Origin of the sequence: Paenibacillus gansuensis (assembly GCF_042684925.1) — a bacterium.
GTDB classification, from domain to species: Bacteria; Bacillota; Bacilli; order Paenibacillales; family DY6; genus Paenibacillus_N; species Paenibacillus_N gansuensis.
The window spans coordinates 133675-150376 of the sequence record NZ_JBHUME010000015.1 but is presented as its reverse complement, the minus strand read 5'-3'; the positions used below and the strand labels follow the sequence as shown (position 1 = coordinate 150376).

At 51.0% G+C, this 16702-nt stretch carries 18 protein-coding genes; 1 reads left to right on the top strand and 17 read right to left on the bottom strand.

What is annotated here, in order from left to right; translation table 11 throughout:
* Positions 1-10 precede the first annotated feature (10 nt).
* The 7 genes from ACFSUF_RS21665 to pdaA all read right to left on the bottom strand — a co-directional run bounded on the left by ACFSUF_RS21665 (position 11) and on the right by pdaA (position 8575).
* Complete coding sequence (locus ACFSUF_RS21665; RefSeq protein ID WP_377606750.1) at positions 11-889, bottom strand: carbohydrate ABC transporter permease; 879 nt, start codon at positions 887-889, stop codon at positions 11-13.
* 108 nt (positions 890-997) lie between these two features.
* Positions 998-2308, bottom strand: a complete 1311-nt coding sequence (locus ACFSUF_RS21660; RefSeq protein ID WP_377606747.1) for an ABC transporter substrate-binding protein — start codon at positions 2306-2308, stop codon at positions 998-1000.
* 105 nt (positions 2309-2413) lie between these two features.
* The gene (locus tag ACFSUF_RS21655; protein WP_377606744.1) at positions 2414-3676 is read right to left on the bottom strand and encodes a glycoside hydrolase family 125 protein; all 1263 of its coding nucleotides are present in this window, start codon (positions 3674-3676) and stop codon (positions 2414-2416) included.
* A gap of 227 nt (positions 3677-3903) precedes the next feature.
* Positions 3904-5061: a GntR family transcriptional regulator gene (locus ACFSUF_RS21650; protein ID WP_377606505.1), complete on the bottom strand. Its 1158-nt coding sequence runs from the start codon at positions 5059-5061 to the stop codon at positions 3904-3906.
* Between the two features lie 173 nt (positions 5062-5234).
* Complete coding sequence (locus ACFSUF_RS21645) at positions 5235-6515, bottom strand: ArsB/NhaD family transporter (protein WP_377606502.1); 1281 nt, start codon at positions 6513-6515, stop codon at positions 5235-5237.
* 138 nt (positions 6516-6653) lie between these two features.
* A complete protein-coding gene (locus ACFSUF_RS21640; RefSeq protein WP_377606499.1) occupies positions 6654-7613 on the bottom strand; it encodes an acetylxylan esterase in 960 nt (319 codons plus the stop codon).
* Between the two features lie 176 nt (positions 7614-7789).
* A complete protein-coding gene (gene pdaA, locus ACFSUF_RS21635; RefSeq protein ID WP_377606497.1) occupies positions 7790-8575 on the bottom strand; it encodes a delta-lactam-biosynthetic de-N-acetylase in 786 nt (261 codons plus the stop codon).
* A 280-nt stretch (positions 8576-8855) separates the two neighbouring features.
* On the opposite strand from pdaA, the gene ACFSUF_RS21630 reads away from it, so the two are divergent.
* Positions 8856-9680 carry a pentapeptide repeat-containing protein gene (locus ACFSUF_RS21630; RefSeq protein WP_377606741.1) on the top strand — a complete coding sequence of 275 codons (825 nt, stop codon included), beginning with the start codon at positions 8856-8858 and terminating at the stop codon, positions 9678-9680.
* A gap of 355 nt (positions 9681-10035) precedes the next feature.
* Here ACFSUF_RS21630 and ACFSUF_RS21625 read toward each other — a convergent pair whose 3' ends face one another.
* The 10 genes from ACFSUF_RS21625 to ACFSUF_RS21580 all read right to left on the bottom strand — a co-directional run bounded on the left by ACFSUF_RS21625 (position 10036) and on the right by ACFSUF_RS21580 (position 16668).
* Complete coding sequence (locus tag ACFSUF_RS21625) at positions 10036-10317, bottom strand: hypothetical protein (protein WP_377606495.1); 282 nt, start codon at positions 10315-10317, stop codon at positions 10036-10038.
* A 36-nt stretch (positions 10318-10353) separates the two neighbouring features.
* A complete protein-coding gene (locus tag ACFSUF_RS21620) occupies positions 10354-11181 on the bottom strand; it encodes a protein phosphatase 2C domain-containing protein (protein WP_377606493.1) in 828 nt (275 codons plus the stop codon).
* 89 nt (positions 11182-11270) lie between these two features.
* Complete coding sequence (locus tag ACFSUF_RS21615) at positions 11271-12140, bottom strand: helix-turn-helix domain-containing protein (protein ID WP_377606491.1); 870 nt, start codon at positions 12138-12140, stop codon at positions 11271-11273.
* Positions 12141-12168: 28 nt separating this feature from the next.
* Complete coding sequence (locus ACFSUF_RS21610; RefSeq protein ID WP_377606489.1) at positions 12169-12891, bottom strand: phytanoyl-CoA dioxygenase family protein; 723 nt, start codon at positions 12889-12891, stop codon at positions 12169-12171.
* Positions 12892-13275: 384 nt separating this feature from the next.
* Complete coding sequence (locus ACFSUF_RS21605) at positions 13276-14115, bottom strand: nucleotidyltransferase domain-containing protein (protein WP_377606487.1); 840 nt, start codon at positions 14113-14115, stop codon at positions 13276-13278.
* Between the two features lie 11 nt (positions 14116-14126).
* On the bottom strand, positions 14127-14624 hold the full coding sequence (locus ACFSUF_RS21600) for a DMT family transporter (protein ID WP_377606485.1): 498 nt from the start codon (positions 14622-14624) through the stop codon (positions 14127-14129).
* An 18-nt stretch (positions 14625-14642) separates the two neighbouring features.
* Entirely contained in the window at positions 14643-15347 is a 705-nt protein-coding gene (locus ACFSUF_RS21595; protein WP_377606482.1) for a Crp/Fnr family transcriptional regulator, read from the bottom strand.
* A 15-nt stretch (positions 15348-15362) separates the two neighbouring features.
* Positions 15363-15785 carry a DMT family transporter gene (locus tag ACFSUF_RS21590; protein WP_377606480.1) on the bottom strand — a complete coding sequence of 141 codons (423 nt, stop codon included), beginning with the start codon at positions 15783-15785 and terminating at the stop codon, positions 15363-15365.
* A 247-nt stretch (positions 15786-16032) separates the two neighbouring features.
* The gene (locus tag ACFSUF_RS21585) at positions 16033-16233 is read right to left on the bottom strand and encodes a hypothetical protein (protein ID WP_377606478.1); all 201 of its coding nucleotides are present in this window, start codon (positions 16231-16233) and stop codon (positions 16033-16035) included.
* A gap of 27 nt (positions 16234-16260) precedes the next feature.
* On the bottom strand, positions 16261-16668 hold the full coding sequence (locus ACFSUF_RS21580) for a hypothetical protein (RefSeq protein ID WP_377606476.1): 408 nt from the start codon (positions 16666-16668) through the stop codon (positions 16261-16263).
* Positions 16669-16702: the final 34 nt, after the last annotated feature.

Sequence of the window (16702 nt, the reverse complement as noted above, 5' to 3'; positions counted from 1 at the left end):
CGCTCCCTCCTTACAAAATGGACTCATCCGATTTGTTAATGCGGTTGTTGATAATCGAGAAGATCAGGATGACCAAGGCAAGCACAAAAGCCTGCGCCGAAGCGTATCCCATTTGCAGCTGGTTGAAACCTTGCTGATAGATCAGATATACCGGCGTTTTGGTCGTGTTTGCCGGTCCGCCCTGCGTAAGCACAAAAGCCTGGTCGAACAGCTGAAGCGCAGCGATGATGGACATGGTGGACACCAGGAACGTCGTCGGGCGCAGCTGCGGCCATGTAATGTAACGGAAGCGGTCATAAGCGGTAGCTCCGTCCAGCTTCGCGGATTCATAGAGGTAATCCGGCACTCCCTGAAGGCCTGCAACGTAAATGATCATATTGGAGCCTACCGATTGCCACAAAGTAACCATAATAATTGAAAGCATCGCTGTGCCCGTTTGAGCCAGCCACGCCGGACCGGTAATGCCGGCATAACCCAGCAGCGTGTTCACGAGGCCGAACTCCGGATGCAGCAGCCAGATCCACACGGTGGCGGCAGCTACGGCCGATGTTAAGGTAGGTAAATAATTAAGGGTACGAAACAATTTGACGCCCCGCTTGTTAAAGTTCATCAGCAAGGCAAGAAGCAGGGAAATGATGATGTTCAACGGCACAAAAATAACCGAGTACGTAATGACGTTACGGAACGTCTGCCAGAACAGCGTATCCTGGAACAGGCGGCGGTAATTATCCAGTCCTACCCAGTCCCTGCGGCTGACAACGTCATAGTTGGTAAAACTCAGATACATTGCCATCACTACCGGAATCACGGTGAACGCTACGAACAGCAGAATGGTCGGCGTAATAAAAAGATATGCCGTTCTCGCTTGGTGCCGCTGCAGTTTGCCCATGGAAGCCACAGCTGATCCCCCTCTCAGTTCACGTTGTTTGGTAACAACAAAGGGAGGTCTCCCTCCCTTTGCGGTTACAGATTATAGATTGTAGGTTTACAACTCTGCTTATTTCACTACTGCATTGTCGCTAAGAACCTGATCTCCGCGCTGCTGCGCTTTGTTCAGTGTATCTTCAAGCTTCTGCTTGCCTTGCTGGAACAGCTCCAGGTTCGGTCTCAGCGCGTCATCCTCCATTACGGAGTATCCAGGGTGCTGAGGACGGATTTTAGCAAATTCCAGGGTATCCAGGAAAGGTTTCCAGAACGGATCGTCCTTGAAGAACGGATCTTCCAGAGCCGGTTTATAACCAGGAATGTTCAAGCTTGTTTTAGCCCATAGCAGTGCATTGTCTTTGTTTGCTGTCCACCATTTGATGAACTCCCAAGCCTCTTCTTTATGCTTAGCGCCTTCAGGAATAACCAGACCGAAACCGCCCATGACGGAACCTTTGTCGCCGTTCGGGCCTGCCGGTGGAGTCGCTACACCGAAATCGAGGTCTTTACCGAACTTTTTATACGTAGAAAGCATCCAAGGACCTGTGTAAAGCATTGCCAGTTTGCCTGTTGCAAAAGCATCGGTACCTTCGCCAAGGCCTGTTTCAAAACCGACTTTGTATACTTTGTCCTGGTTCAGCAGTTTATCCCAGTATTGAAGGACCGCTTTTCCTTTGTCGTTGTTGAAGTCCGTTTTCGTGTTATCGGCATTCATCATTTGACCGCCTGCCTGCTGCAGGTACATGTTGAACAACCCGTTATCAGCCAGGGAGAAACCGGCTACTTCCAATTTGCTGCCGTTCCACTTAGTAGTCTTGATTGCAGCTTGTTCCAGTTCATCCCAAGTCGTAGGAGGGTTGGTTACGCCGGCATCGGCAAGAATCTTTTTATTATAGAATAAGGCCCGTGCATCTACCGTTAGCGGCAGACCGTACAATTTATCCTGGTAGCTCAGCTCTTTCAGGGCTTCGCCGTAGAAATCGTCTTTGTTCAAGCCGTCTTTGGCCATATACTCGTCAACCGGGTGAAGCACGTTCTTAGGTGCATACAGCGATGTGCGCCATCTGTCCCAGAACAGGATGTCAGGAGAACCGCCGGAAGTAGCCGCTGTCAGGAATTTGGTGATCATATCCTGCTGAAGCACGTATTTTACTCGAATTTTATCTTGGGATTTGTTAAAAGCGTCGACCATGGTCTCGAATTGCTTTTGGCCTTCGCCGCCCCAGTCGCCCCAGAAGGTAAGATCGACAGGTTTTGCAGCTTCTCCGCCGGAGTTGCCGGAGTTCGTACCTGCGTTCGTGCCCGCATTTCCGCCGTTGGCGCTGTTGCCGCCGTTATTGCCGCCGGAGTTGCTGCAAGCTGCTGTGAAGACCATCAGGACCATCGTGAGTACCGTAATCCATTTTTTCACTAGAATTGCCTCCCTTTATATGTTTCTGTTTATTTCATAGGTTGCCCTATAGAAACCGCTGGAATTGAATCGAAGCCGCTACCTTTTCACCCGAACGCCGCAGTAGTCCATCAGCAGCTCGCAGAACATCATGTTCGCCCATGAGAACCAGGGACGGGTATATTCTTCAGGGTTATCGGCGTTGAACCCTTCGTGCATCATGCCTGTGCCGGCGTCAGTGGAAGCCATCAGGAGAAGAATCCGCTCTTTCTCTTCTTTCGTTGAAGCTGTCAGTCCTTGCAAAGCCAGCGCGATATGCCATATGTAACGATGAGGCGTATGCGGGCTGCCGATCCCTTCGGCTGCTTCCCCTTTAAAGAAATAAGGGTTGCTCTCGCTTAAGATGAAGCGGCGCGTATTCTGGTAGATCGGATCGTCTGCATCCGTGTAACCCAGATAAGGAATGGACATGAGGCTCGGCACGTTGGCGTCGTCCATTAGATTGTAGTTGCCCATGCCGTCGGTTTCGTATGCATAGATCGTACCGAATTCAGGGTGTTCATAAAGAGCGTGCTTCTGAATGCCTTGATCGATCTCTTCTGCGAGGACTGCTGCTTCTTTCGCAAGCTCACTGTCCGAGAGCACCTCTACGGCGATTTCGCACAAGTAGCGGAGCACAACCACAGCGAACATGTTCGCCGGTACCAGGTAGCCGTAAGTGCAGGCATCGTCGCTTGGGCGGAAGCCGCTCCAGGTCATCCCTGTATACGCCGTCTCGCTGCCTTTGCCGTTGCGGGTTAACGTGTCGGACGATGGACAGTTGTTCCGTTCGAAGCTGTATGGCGATGCCGTTTCGTGATGCTGCTCCGTTCTCCAAAGCTGCATAATCGTCCGTGCCGCTTGAACAAAGGTCTCGTTAAACTGTGCCGTGCGCCCTGTGTTCTTCCATAGCAGATAGCTTAGCTGCAGCGGATAGCAGAGGGAATCGATTTCATATTTGCGTTCCCAAAGCCATGGGCTCATCTCCGTTACATCTTCCTGATGGCCCTTCCCGTTCGGTGCTGCGTTAAAAGCGTTTGCATAAGGATCAAGCAAGATGAATTCCATCTGGCGCTGTACCAGCCCTTGGATCATATCGGCTAATGCCGTATCTTCTTGGGCCGCTACTAGATAAGGCCGTACTTGAGCTGCTGAATCCCTCAGCCACATAGCTGGTATATCACCTGTTATAACAAATGTCGTGCCGTCTTCCATTTGCTGAATGGTAGTATTCAATGTATTCGATAATCCGGTATCGAACATCTCTGCCAATTTAGGGAAATTCTTTACGCTGTCTGCGATTTCGGCTTTCAACCTTGCCAGGGACGGCGAAGCGGCGGGCTGTGTAATCAATGGTATGGCACCTCCTGTACTAGTAAAACTGTCATTTGTGAACCGCTTACATTGATTATATGGGCGCCATATCAATATGTCAATATGTATTTTTAATAACATTATATCAATTCATATACTAGTTTGATCCGGCATTTTCATAGAAAGTACCCTGCTGTTCCCGCCGCCGGCCAGGAAACCGCAACAAAAAAGCCCGGCTATTTCTTCCGGGCCGGGCCTGTCGACTCGCCGATAATGAGCGAGGCTTCCAGTTGGATTTTGCCGGGGACGGCGTCCCCTTCTTTCAGTTTCAGCACATGTTCGAAAGCCATGCGGCCCATCTCTTCCTGGTTTTGGCGCAAATGCGTCAGCTGGTAGATCCCGTTCGTATCCGGACAATCAAAACAAATGACAGAAATATCATCCGGCACGTTCAAATTCAGCTCTCTCACCGCACTCACCGCAAGGCGGGCAATATTATACTCGACAGCAAATAAAGCGGTAATCTGCGGGTACTTCAGCAGATGCTCTTTAATCTTTTCAATATCTTTGGCCTTATTCTCATCCGTATAGGCTGAAGGGAGTGTAGCTGTGATATTTTCCATCCACAATTCCCGGTCCACAGGAATTCCGTGCTCCGCGTGAGCCTGGATAAATCCTTCAATCCGTTCTTCAATGGCCGTTGTGTCGGCAGGCGGCTGTGTCAGGAAACCGATCTGATGATGGCCAAGGCCGAACAAATATTCCGCGCCTGCTTTGGCTGCAGCCACATTGTCAGTTGAGATGGAACCGGCCGAAATGCCCTTCAGATGGCGGTCCACCAGCACGAACGGAAACCGCTCGATCACCAGTTTCAAAATTTCCGCATTAAAGAATTCCCCCTGTGCGGGGAAAATGATAAGCCCGTCCACACCCAGTTCCAGAAGCCCTTTAATGGCCTGCTCTTCGAGGGCCGGTATCCCGAATGTGCGGCGTACGACAAGGTAGCTGTCCGCATTGCGCGACGCCTCTTCCATCCCGTAAACAAGCCCTGTACCGTAACTGTCGCCGAAGTCGGTAATAATTAGACCTATTAATAATTTGCCGGATGTATTTCGTCCGCGCTGAAAGTTGGACACTCCTGACCCGGCGGCAGCCCCGGGTTTGGATGGTTCCGCCACAAAGGATCCCCTCCCGGGCTGGCGGACAATGTATCCTTCATTCGCCAGAAGCTCAAGAGCCTTCTTGCTCGTGATCCGGCTCACATTATACTCATCGCCCAATTCCTTCTCGGATGGGACCCGATCCCCGACCTGATAGTGCTTGGACTCAATCTGCTGGCGGAGCGCTTCAAAAATTCGTTCGTACATCGGTTTGGACGGAGATTCATTCGCCATAATCCGCACCCCTCCTTGCTTTCCTATACTCCCAATAAATTAATCTATATAATAATATATCATGATATACATTATTTTGTGAAGATGGGAACTTTGTAGGGGATGCCTTTAACACAAACAGCAAGGCTACCATGTATGTTATACAATGGCAGCCTTACTGTTTTCAAACTCTTTTATATGAGATATCTCAAATAGACATACCCTGTAGAAATCACCATCGACAGCAGCATTAACGGAAACCCGATTTTCAGATAGCTGACAAATGTAATCGGATGCCCTTCTTTCCCGGACAGCCCGGCCACAATCAGATTTGCGCTGGCCCCGATCAACGTTCCGTTCCCTCCGAAGCAGGCCCCAAGGGCCAAACTCCACCATAGCGGCTCCAGATCATTGATCCCCATCGTACCCATTTCTTCAATCATTGGAATCATCGTAGCAACGAACGGGATATTATCCAGAAAGGCGGAAGCTATCGCACTCATCCACAAGATTAACATAGAGGTTGCTGTCAGGTTGCCTCCCGTCAAGTTCATTGCCGCATCCGCCAGCCGTGCGATCACGCCGGTCTCGATCAATCCCGCAACAAGAACGAACAATCCTACGAAGAAGAAGATGGTCGTCCATTCCACTTTCACCAGCATATCCTCCAGCATGCGTTCGCCTGTAAGCAGAAGCAGCAGAAATGCCCCTCCCAGCGCAATAACGGCGGATTCCAGATGAAGAAGCTGATGGAGGAAGAAACCCATAATGGTCAATCCTAACATAGTTAGACATTTCCGCAGCAAAATGACATCCCCGATTTCATCGATCGCTTTGGCCTTCATCAGCTGCGCTTTCAAATCCTCCGTAGTCCGGATTGACTTGCGGTACACCAGCACGAGTATCGGGACTGTCGCTGCCATAACCAAAATCGCGACAGGTGCCAGATTAACGATGAAATCCATGAAGGACAGCTCCTTCACGGCACTGCCGATCATAATGTTGGGAGGATCGCCGATCAGTGTCGCCGTCCCTCCAATATTGGAGGCCAATATCTCACTGATCAGATAAGGCAAAGGGTTAACCTTCAGCTGCCTGGTAATACTGAAAGTGACCGGCACCATGAGAAGCACGGTCGTTACATTGTCAAGAAAAGCGGAACCTGCTGCCGTAATCAGCGATAGATAAACGAGGATCCTGATCGGGTCCGCCTTCGCTTTCTGCGCCGACCAGACGGCAATAAAGTTGAATAGCCCCGTTTGGGCGGTGACACCGACGAGAATCATCATGCCGATTAAAAGCCCAAGTGTATTGAAATCAATATGATGGACCGCCGTTTCCTGGTCGATAATCCCGAGAAACACCATCAGCAATCCCCCGAGCATGGCGACCACCGTGCGGTGAACCTTCTCGGAAATAATAAATGCATAAGATACCAGAAATAATGCGATTGCGATATAAGCTTGCTGCTCCATTCTTTTTCCCCTTTCTTACCCCTAAAAAACGCAAAAAGAAGCCTACCGATGGCAGACTCCTCCGAATACAGCGTTATTCAATTAGTGACAACTTCTCATATTGTAACAAAAATTAGTGCGGAGTTTCAAGTTTCCGTTTTACAGCTGTGCAAGGAACTGCATCGTCTTATCGTTGAACCCCGGCAAGTGGTCGTGACCAAAGTCCGGGAAAATTTCGAGACGTTTCTCTGCTGTAATTTTGTTATAAGCCGCAAATTGCGTGGAAGGCGGGCAGATCGTGTCCATCAGTCCAACAGCCATCAGCACTTCGCCGCGGATCCGAGAGGCAAGATGCTGTACGTCGATATAGCCTAGACGTTCGAAGATCTCCTCTTCCCGCTCGTGCTGGGGATCATGATTCCGGAAGAAGGTCCGCAGTTCGCCGTAGGCATCTTTGGCCAGATCCATTTCCCACACGCGCCGGTAGTCGCACAAGAACGGGAATATCGGGGCCAGCTTTTTGATACGGGGCTCCAAAGCGGCACAAGCAAGCGTTAAACCGCCTCCTTGGGAACCTCCCATCGCGCCTACCCGGCCTGGGTCCACTTCGGGAAGCTCCATTGCAATCCCTGCCAATTGAGCGCAGTCCAGGAAGATGTCTCTGAAAAGAAGCCGGTCTTCATGATCATTTAATCCGCGGATGATGTGGCCGTGATGGGTGGTCCCTTTCACGCCGCCTGTATCTTCCGACAATCCGCCTTGGCCGCGGCAATCCAGAGAAAGGACGGAGAAGCCCAGCGCAACATAGTTTAGCTTATCGTTCCAGTCCCCTGAATTGCCCGTATACCCGTGAAACTGGACAATCGCCGGATGTTTTCCTTCGGTATGTAAAGGCTTGAGGTATTTCGCGTGAACTCTTGCGCCGCGCACCCCGGTGAAGTACAAATGGTAGCACTCGGCAAAAGGCACCTGGAAATCCGCTTTTACCAGCTCCACTTGAGCATCGACTGCTTTCATTTCCGCCAAAGCCCGATCCCAGTATGCATCGAAATCAGCCGGCTTAGGGGTTCTCCCCTCATACTTCTTCAACTCTTCCAACGGCATATCGATTAACGGCATAAATTTCCTCTCCTTCTCTTACAGGTAAATTTATCCCTATCATATTGCAGCGCTTTCAAGTTGTAAAGTATACGTAGACCAAGTCCCCCCTAGAAATGCCGTGCATACACAAAAAGACAGCATGAGAACAGCCGGCCTAACCTCTTGCTAAGCCGCGCCCCATACTGTCTGGCGGTTTATCTGTATGTTTTTTGCTTTAATTGGTCCAGGCTCTTGAACTCGTACCCTTGCTTCCGGGCCTCATCAATAATGCTGCCTAATGCTTCCGCGTTATCCCGCGATACGGTGTGCAAGAGGATGACTGCGCCCGGATGCAATTGCTTCATTACACTGGTGTAGGCGTAGTTGGCACCTTTTTGCGAGTTTACGTCCCAATCCTTGTAGGCCACCGACCAGAACACGTTGGTGTATCCGTGTGCAGCGCTTTGGGCAAGGATCCGTTCGCTGAAAATGCCCCGGGGAGCGCGCAGGTATTTCATTTCCTTTTGCCCCGTCACTTCGGTTACCGCTTGTTTCACCTTATCCAGTTCGCTTTGCAGGCGCTCATTGGACACTTGTGACAGATCCGGATGACTCCACGAATGGTTGCCGATGATATGGCCTTCCGCCGCCATACGCTTCAACAGCTCCGGCTGGTCTTTAATATAGTGCCCTGTTACAAAAAACACGGCCGGCACCTGCTTTGCCTTCAGCACATCCAGTACCGGCTTGGTATATCCGTTTTCGTAGCCGTTGTCAAAGGTAAGGTACAACTCTTTGGCCGAAGTGTCGCCTAAAAACACGGCTCCATGCTTCTTCACGATGTCCATGAAGCCCTCTTGGGCGATGGAGGGAAGCTCGCCGTTTTTGCTCTTTTTGAATCCAAAATGGTATGGGGTAAACCCCGAAGCGGCCCCTGCCGCTGCAACAGTCCCCGCCAGCAGCAGCAGGCAAGCCGCGATCATTACCGAGTAACGTTTCATCGTTTCACTCCTTGGCGCTTTTATGCATCAAGGAATAATATGCCACGGTTTACGCGGGAATATGTAAAGGGGCCAGCAGCTTTTTAACAAAAAATTCCCTTTGATTTCGTCCAGGCTGAGCTTACAATTTAAGATATATTAAGTAAACATCGCTAAGGAGCGCGTTATTATGATATCAAGGGAATCTGGGGATGCGGGAACGGGGACGGAAAGTGGAATGGGTACCGGTACGGGAACGGAAACGGAAACGCGTGCGAGTGCTGGTATCCAATCTTTATCCATGCTGCGGTCGGCTCTGCAGGCGGATTGTGAAAACTGCTTCGGCTTGTGCTGCGTGGCATTGCCTTTTGGCGCTTCGGCGGATTTCGCGGTTGATAAAGAGGCCGGTAAGCCGTGCACAAATTTGGGTGCCGACTTCCGCTGCGGCGTTCATGGCCGGCTAAGGGATATCGGCTACCGCGGCTGTACCGTCTTTGACTGTTTCGGTGCGGGGCAAAAAATATCACAGGTCACATTCCAGGGAGTCAGCTGGACGGCTTCTCCTGACACAGCGAAGGCGATGTTCGAGTCATTGCCGGTGATGAGGCAGCTTCATGAGCTGCTTTGGTATTTGCTGGAGGCCTTGTCTTTGAGACAAGCCCAGCCGATTCATGAGGAGCTGCACGCGGCTTACGAGGAAACGGAGCGTTTGACGGAGTTGAAGGTCGAGGACCTTCTGGCGTTGGATATAGCTGCACACCGGGCGGAAGTGAACGTGCTGCTGCTTCGGACCAGCGAGCTGGTCCGGGCGGAAGTGAAGTTGGACGGCAGCGGCAAGCGCCGGAAAGCCTACGGCCGCGGGGCCGATCTCATCGGGGCCAAGCTGAAGGGCGCGGACATGCGCGGGGCTCTGCTGCGTGGAGCCTATGTGATCGCCGCCGACCTGCGCGGGGCGGATCTGCGCTGGGCCGATCTAATCGGCGCAGACTTCCGCGATGCGGATCTCAGCGGAGCCGACCTGACCGGCAGCTTGTTCCTGACACAGTCACAGCTGAACGCCGCTCGCGGCGACGCGTCCACCAGGCTGCCGGCCTCTCTTACCCGCCCTGCGCACTGGGGCGGGTAAGGAACTTCGACTTTTCCCGCCAGTAACCTTATCCGCTATGCTGCCAAGGTTACTGCTGGACCCCGTCCTGGAGGGATTTCCGCACAAGCGCCCGCTACCTCCGCCAATTCCGCCAGTATGGTAACCATTTTCGCTATTCGGTCGCCCCTTTTCGCTATTTGGCCGCTTTTTCAAGCTCAGACGCTATCGACGACACCGATTTTCCTTATTCGGTCGTCACTTGAACACATTAAGGAAATTCAGTGTCGTTTGGTGAGGGGTTCACCCTATTTTGGGGCAAATTATAGTAATCCGGCAGCGGGATAAGGAAATTCGTTACCTTATGCATTTATGATATGTATTTTATTCGTTATATTTAAATAGTTGGATTTCCTCCATTCCCACCACGTTTCACAGTCATCAACACTTTTACAAATCCCACACCAATCGCTATATACACAAATACCACCCAAAACGTAAACTTAGCCGGGGCTTCCGTAGCTGTCTCCCAAAGGGGCCATGAATAGGCCATGTTCGGATCATAATTGGTTTGCCGGTAGGCGATGGCCCAAATTTGATAAATTTTTGATAGCAGATATCCCAAAATAAGGCCCGCCGTTCCTCCGAGGTAGTAGTAGGGATGGATTTTCTTTTTCATGATGCAACCCTCCGAATCCTGGAATGAAATTTCTATCTATTCTATGCGACGGACCTCGTCAGATGGATAACATCCAGAGTTAGTTGATTCCACTACCCAAGACAGGATCGTTGCACTGTCCTGCCCTTTTCCTTGATGAACATCCTCCAGCAAAGCAAGAATACGCTGCGAAAGGGTGCCGTCCGGAGTAGTTACTTTTTCGTAGAGAGCCGCAGAATGTTCATACACATGCTCACCAAACTCCAGCAGCCCGTCCGTAGCCAAAAAGATCAAATTCCTCCCCTCACGCAGCTCCCGGATCCCGGTGGAGTAACAAGGTACAGCAGAGTGAAAAGCGCTCTGATTGCCGATCCACTCATAGTACTGCCGTTGAATCAATGCATACTGTCCCCTGGCGGCAAGCTCTTCGTGAAACAAATACAGACTGCAGTCGCCGATCGTGAACCACCATAAAAAACTGCCCTTTCTTGCGCATACTAAGAAAGAAGTTTCGCCCTTCACCGCCCGGCATTTCAGTTTGAAATTTTCCTCCGTAAGCATACCGATGATTTCATTTTGGAGTTGTTGAAAAGCTTCCGCTTCCGGCAAACCTAGGCAAGCTGTCAATCTCGGTTGGCGGTCCTGCAATTCTTGAATAACCAGCTCCGCACTCTCCGAAGAATTATGGGCATCCAGTATGGCAGTGAGTTCCCAGTTCCCGTCCTCCGCACTCCAACAAAGAGCAGCGTCCTCATTTTTGCTGGCCCCGGCAGAAGAGTTTCCCCCGTAAGCCCCGAAGACAACCTTATGTTGAATCTCAAGCACAAAGGGCTGATCCAAATACTTCTCCTGATTGCCGATCCAAACGTAAGAGTTACTCCCCACATCCAACCCTCCTATAATACAGGCCCCCGCAAATACGGAGGCCTTCAGCTTGAGCTAGGTATCTTGGTGCTCTAAGGGAATTTGTTGCCTCATAGCGTCAGGTTCGCTTGATACATTCCGTTTTCGCCAATGATTTGCCTGCGGGCCGACTCTACTCTCTTCTTATACGTTCCTGGAGTGACACCAAGATGCTTGACAAATTGCCTGCTGAAATACGAAGCGTCGCAAAGTCCGCATTGGGCGGCAATATCCGTTAGAGTGACACCGTCCGCCTCCAACATGCTTCTCGCTTTGTTCATTCTCATTTGCCTCAGCATCTGCATGGGGGTTACACCATAAACATCGCAAAAAGCTTTATCAAAATAATTAGCGTTCAAATGAACGGCTGCGGCCAACTGCTCCCTGCTTACTTTATCCGCGAGATGTTCCGCCATGTATTGTATAGCCGGGAAAAACCGGCTTTGGGGGGAGCTGGCCCTGCTCCGGGTTTCTTGGCCGGAACGATCCCATTCCTCCAGAATCTGGGATGCCAGCTGCAGAATGCACCCGGAAATCGTAATTTCCCGAAAGGCTCCTCCTTGTTCCCATGCGTTCAATAAATGCTGAAAAACCCGGCTATACCCTTCGGGATCCTTAAGGGTTAGTACCGGTTTTACGGGATATAGCTGGAATAAATCCAAATGGTAACGGGTATACAGCGACACCGACATCCACTCATGCAGGCCCGGACGATCGGAATACTCTGAAAACGGCACAAAGGGAGGGTGAATCATCACCCCTCCCGCCTCCACTATGTGCTGCTCCCCGCTGGAAGAAACCAGCACACGCCCTTCTTTGACGTGGCTGATGATCCAGTTGGGATATATGATTTGATCCAATTGAAGAGTATCGTAGATACCTTTATTGATCATATATGCATTCACTTGCAGATTCGCTTGCACCGCTTCATTGGTATTCATTCTCTAAGCTCCTGAACTAATTTGTCATTCAGCCATGAACAGGTTTCCCCGCTGCGGCTATGACCGGGCCGTTGTCGAACAGTTCCCCGGTAACAGCATGTTTTGCACCGTCTACAGAGTATTGGATAATATAGGCTTTTCGGGTGTCCTGGCTCCGGTTCGGTGTGCTGCGGTGGAAGAGCAGAGAGTGAAAGGCAACCATGCTCCCTTTCTTCAACGGTACCGGAACGCCCGGATCCTCACCGAAGTAGCATTGCCAGCCGATATCCGTCTTCTTATGTTCGACGAATCCAAGGCGGTGGCTTTCCGGTTGAATCCAGATACATCCGTTCTCAACGGTTGCATCCTCCAGCGCCAGCCAGCATGTGAGGTAATGCACCGGTTCGGTCGGTACATAACCGTTGTCCTGATGCCACGGGAAATCCCGGTTCGCTTCCGGACGCTTGTATACCGATTGATCCCAGTACAACCTGATGTCCGGACCAATAAGGGCTGTTGTCAGTTCGACAAATCTCCGGTCGCTGATAAATTTCTCCAATAACTCATCCCGGCGGGCCAAGTTCGTGGTGAAATTGATCTGGTTCGGAATGCTGTTAAAGCTTTGTCCCGCCTTCCGGAGCGCCTCCTCCGAAGCTTCGTCGAACTGGTCGATCCGGCTGCGAATGGCATCTACTTCCTCGTCCCCGAATAATCCTTCAAAGATAATATAGCCTTTCTCTTCATATTGTTTTAGCTGTTCCTGTGTCAACATCCTGCTCACTCCCATGGTTTGGATTAAATTTCATACTTTTATTATGGAGTGAAGGCATTGTACGGACAATGAACGCGTTTCGTATGTTATTGTGTTTTTTCCACTTTACTGCGTATTTTCAATATGCCTGGCGGCAGCCGATGCTCTCAACCTCAAGTAGACTACGTGCCCGCAGCCCGGCTAACGAATCCTACACACGCTATATGATCACATGTAGTGTATCTTTTTGTGTAACGAACCCTACAATCGCAATTTCGCTCAAAACTGTACAATTTGTCGCTATCCTAGCTAAATAACGCTTGTGGAGTTCGTTAGAATTAAAATGAGGTCATTTTGCAGGAAATAAGGTGTGTACGGTTCGTTAGCGACTAAGGTTTAAAGAGGTCATTTGCGCAACATGGTGTTGGTTTCGGCCCCCGCCCCATTCGCCTCATCCCGAATCCACCGCAGCAAGGCAATAAGATCCGCCAATCTCTGCACATTAGAGCTATACAGGCGTTCCGGCGAGAGCCGTTTGATATGGATCGCTTCCTTAATGAGAGGGTGCCAACGCTCCGGCAGATTTGCAAGACCGTACCAGCCGGCGGCGGATTTGCTTTTAATGCCGTGCTCTTTGATCGTATACAGCTGCCTCAGCATCCCCAAAACGCACCATTCCACAGCCTCATCCAACCGTTCCGTCATGCCCTCCAATGCCGCGTCATCTGCCAGTTCCCGTAATGTTTCGAGTTCAACGATTTTTCCCGCCCAATACGAATTTAGATTGTCTTTAACATATCTCACCAACATAGACGCATCCGTGTTGTAACTGAACTGCAATTCCTGCCCATGCACTCTCACGCCATGATGCTTCAAAATCCACCATGTGATAGGATTCAAGTCTGCACCGGTCCGATCAGCGTTCAACTGCCGGTTATAATAAGTCAGCAGCACACTTTTTTCAGTCGGGTACTCCCCTAGATCCTGTTCCAGCAAATAAGACCCCATGATGTCCGTACCCGGAAACTCCTCTTCTACCTGGGCATGGGAGGCGGCAATCAACTTCACCTCTTCCTCACTGGGGCTCTCACGCAAAACCGCAACAAAATCAATATCACTTGAACCCTCTATGTAGTCGCCCAAAGCAACCGAACCATAAAGGTAAACGGATTTCACAATAGTTGTACGGCCCTCTAGCAGCTCACACAGCCGCGACATGGTCCTGCCCGCAGTCTCCGGTAACACGGCGTCCCCTCCTAGCTTTCTGCTTTCACTGTACCACCCGCGGAATAGCTTTGGGAAGACCGCGTTTGCACAGCCCGTCCGCCCAGTTTGAACACGATGATGCCGCCGATGAGCGCGAGAACGCCGAGACCTTTTTGAAGTGTAAAAGGAACCTGCTCCAACCCGAACCAGCCTGCCGAATCCCACCATAGAGCGCAAATGAGCTGGGAAGCCATGGCTATCGCTACGCCGTACGTGGCCCCGAGCCGTTTGACCCCTTGGACCATACACGTGACCACGCCCACGCCTAGGAGGCCGCTGAACCAGAACCATGGCTGCATGGAACCGAACGAGAACAGCTCCCTCCCCTCAAAAAACAACCCCATCACCAACGAAGCAGCAAAACCCATACCCAGTACGAGAGCGGTTGTGGACCAGCCTCCTGCTTTTTCGTTCACTTTTTGATTAAACATATTCTGAACGCCTACCAGCGAACCGCCTATCAGTGCCAGGATGATGCCTAGTAACATGTGTCAAATCCCCCTGTCCTATATTTCGTAAATATTCCGGCCCGCAATGGCCTTCAGTCCATGCCTGTCGATCACCGTCAACGCGCCGCGGTTCCGCTCGATCAGCCCCTCCGCACAAAAACGCTGCACCACCCGGTTCAAATGCCGATAGCTGGTGCCGATCAGGTTGGCTGTATCCTTCAAACTTTCCACCGTGAGCCCGCCCGGGTACGGCCCCTCCTCCTCGCCGGGTTCATAAGAGACCGACAACAGGTAGCTCGCCAGCCTGACCTCCACCGGATGCAGCAGATTAAAGCTCATGGAGACCGATTTCGAGTAAAATTTCCTTGTGATAATCTCGAGCAAAAACTGCAGCAGCGGCGCCTCCTGTCCGTATGCCCGCAGCCACCGGTGCCGGACGCCGATCATTTCCACCGGGGTCACGGCTGAAACCGTGTTGAGATTTTCCCCGCCCCGGATATACTCGATATCTCCAATGACTTCCAGCGGAGTTTTGAAGGAGATGATGAGCGTTTTGCCTTCGGAGGTGGTGGTGTGGACTTTGATTTTGCCTTTGACGAGGACAAAAACGTACTCTGCCTGCTCCCCCTGGGCACAAATCGCTTCCCCCGGCTCAAAACGGTACAGCGCCAAATGCTCCTGAAGCCGCTCCGGGAACACCTCATTCAGCTGAAATGCCGCGAGATGCTGCTGCAGACGCTCTTTTTCCGGTATTTCCCGCATGTACAACTCCCCTTTTTATGCTAAAAGGACCACGCCTAGAATCATCAGACCGATGCCTGCCAAGTGGGGCAGTCGGATCGCTGTTTTTTCCGGACCGAACCAGCCTTTCCGTTCCAACCACAGTGTTACCCCAATTTGTGCGATCAAAACAGCAGCCACCGTCAACGTAGCCCCGACCCGATGCATCGCTGTAATGTTGCTGTAAATGACCAGTGCGGCAAACGCGCCTCCGAACAAATACACCGGCTTGACCTCTCCAAAATGTTTCCACTTTCGGTCCTTCACCAACAACAGGATAAGCACCGCCGCCACAAAACCCGTCCCTTGCGTCAACGCAGCCGCCTGCCAGCTGCCCAGCGCCTCCCCGATCCGGGCGTTAGCCACTCCCTGCAATGTAATAAACGCTCCAGCCAATATAGCAAATAAAATGCCTTTCAATGGTATTCCTCCCTATCCTTCCACAATCCTTTACCTACATTAAACGTTGCTTTTGCCCAACTGAATAGGACATATGTCCTTAAACGGCAAAAAAGCCGCCGGATCCGAAGATCAGACAGCTCTAGAGCGCATGTAAAAGCGCGTACCAGCTCCAGACGAGCACGAAGGGGACACAGCAGGCGAGGATGAGGAAAATGACAGTGAGGTTAGCAGCACGGGTTCGTTTCATATGGCCTCCTTGTGAGGGTTATCGTTGTCTGCGTTGTTTGTCTTTGCGCAGTAACAGAGTGACTGCGTAAGAGATTTGGAGGGAGATGGTGATTAAAATAGAGATCAGGATTGCAGTGTCACCGTCACCGTCACCTTTTGCCCCGATGAACAGCATAATAACAAACCAGACTATAGCAGTCACTAAAACATGCAGTAAGAACATAGCGAAATTTTGCATACATTAGCCCCCTTTACATCCAACATATTATTCCTTAGAAAATGATAAAAGCCCCGCCTCGTCGAATTTGCCGTCTGGTCCCTGGCAGTTACCCACCCTAACCCAGTTCAAGCCATTCCGTTCCTTGAATCGGATTTTGCTGCAAGTCAGTTCGGTATTCGGCCCTCCCATGTCCCGGCTGGCATCGATCCGGACGTGGATGGCTCTCCCGTCCGATCTTACATCGTAAATGGTGTAGGTCCCTTCTACCGATTTCTGTATAGCAACCAAGTAATCCATCTTACGGTTCTGGAAACGTTCGACGAATAGGGCCATACGCTTTTGGTCTTTGGCGTCCATTGCAGTTAGCAAATTGGTATTAAGCGAACCTTTCGAGGAGCAGGAGACAAGAAGGATCAGGATCAAGGTTAACAGGGTTGTCCGCAGCTTTATCAAGGTATAACCTCTTTCTATATAAATTCCTGTAGAA

What these genes read in the sequence shown, in the direction of transcription:
- ACFSUF_RS21665 (WP_377606750.1), bottom strand. Translation starts at nt 889, where the DNA reads ATGGGCAAACTGCAGCGGCACCAAGCGAGAACGGCATATCTTTTTATT.
- ACFSUF_RS21660 (WP_377606747.1), bottom strand. Translation starts at nt 2,308, where the DNA reads ATGGTCCTGATGGTCTTCACAGCAGCTTGCAGCAACTCCGGCGGCAAT.
- ACFSUF_RS21650 (WP_377606505.1), bottom strand. Translation starts at nt 5,061, where the DNA reads ATGGCGAATGAATCTCCGTCCAAACCGATGTACGAACGAATTTTTGAA.
- ACFSUF_RS21645 (WP_377606502.1), bottom strand. Translation starts at nt 6,515, where the DNA reads ATGGAGCAGCAAGCTTATATCGCAATCGCATTATTTCTGGTATCTTAT.
- ACFSUF_RS21640 (WP_377606499.1), bottom strand. Translation starts at nt 7,613, where the DNA reads ATGCCGTTAATCGATATGCCGTTGGAAGAGTTGAAGAAGTATGAGGGG.
- pdaA (WP_377606497.1), bottom strand. Translation starts at nt 8,575, where the DNA reads ATGAAACGTTACTCGGTAATGATCGCGGCTTGCCTGCTGCTGCTGGCG.
- ACFSUF_RS21630 (WP_377606741.1), top strand. Translation starts at nt 8,856, where the DNA reads ATGCTGCGGTCGGCTCTGCAGGCGGATTGTGAAAACTGCTTCGGCTTG.
- ACFSUF_RS21625 (WP_377606495.1), bottom strand. Translation starts at nt 10,317, where the DNA reads ATGAAAAAGAAAATCCATCCCTACTACTACCTCGGAGGAACGGCGGGC.
- ACFSUF_RS21615 (WP_377606491.1), bottom strand. Translation starts at nt 12,140, where the DNA reads ATGAATACCAATGAAGCGGTGCAAGCGAATCTGCAAGTGAATGCATAT.
- ACFSUF_RS21610 (WP_377606489.1), bottom strand. Translation starts at nt 12,891, where the DNA reads ATGTTGACACAGGAACAGCTAAAACAATATGAAGAGAAAGGCTATATT.
- ACFSUF_RS21600 (WP_377606485.1), bottom strand. Translation starts at nt 14,624, where the DNA reads ATGTTACTAGGCATCATCCTGGCACTGATAGGCGGTTCGCTGGTAGGC.
- ACFSUF_RS21595 (WP_377606482.1), bottom strand. Translation starts at nt 15,347, where the DNA reads ATGCGGGAAATACCGGAAAAAGAGCGTCTGCAGCAGCATCTCGCGGCA.
- ACFSUF_RS21585 (WP_377606478.1), bottom strand. Translation starts at nt 16,233, where the DNA reads ATGCAAAATTTCGCTATGTTCTTACTGCATGTTTTAGTGACTGCTATA.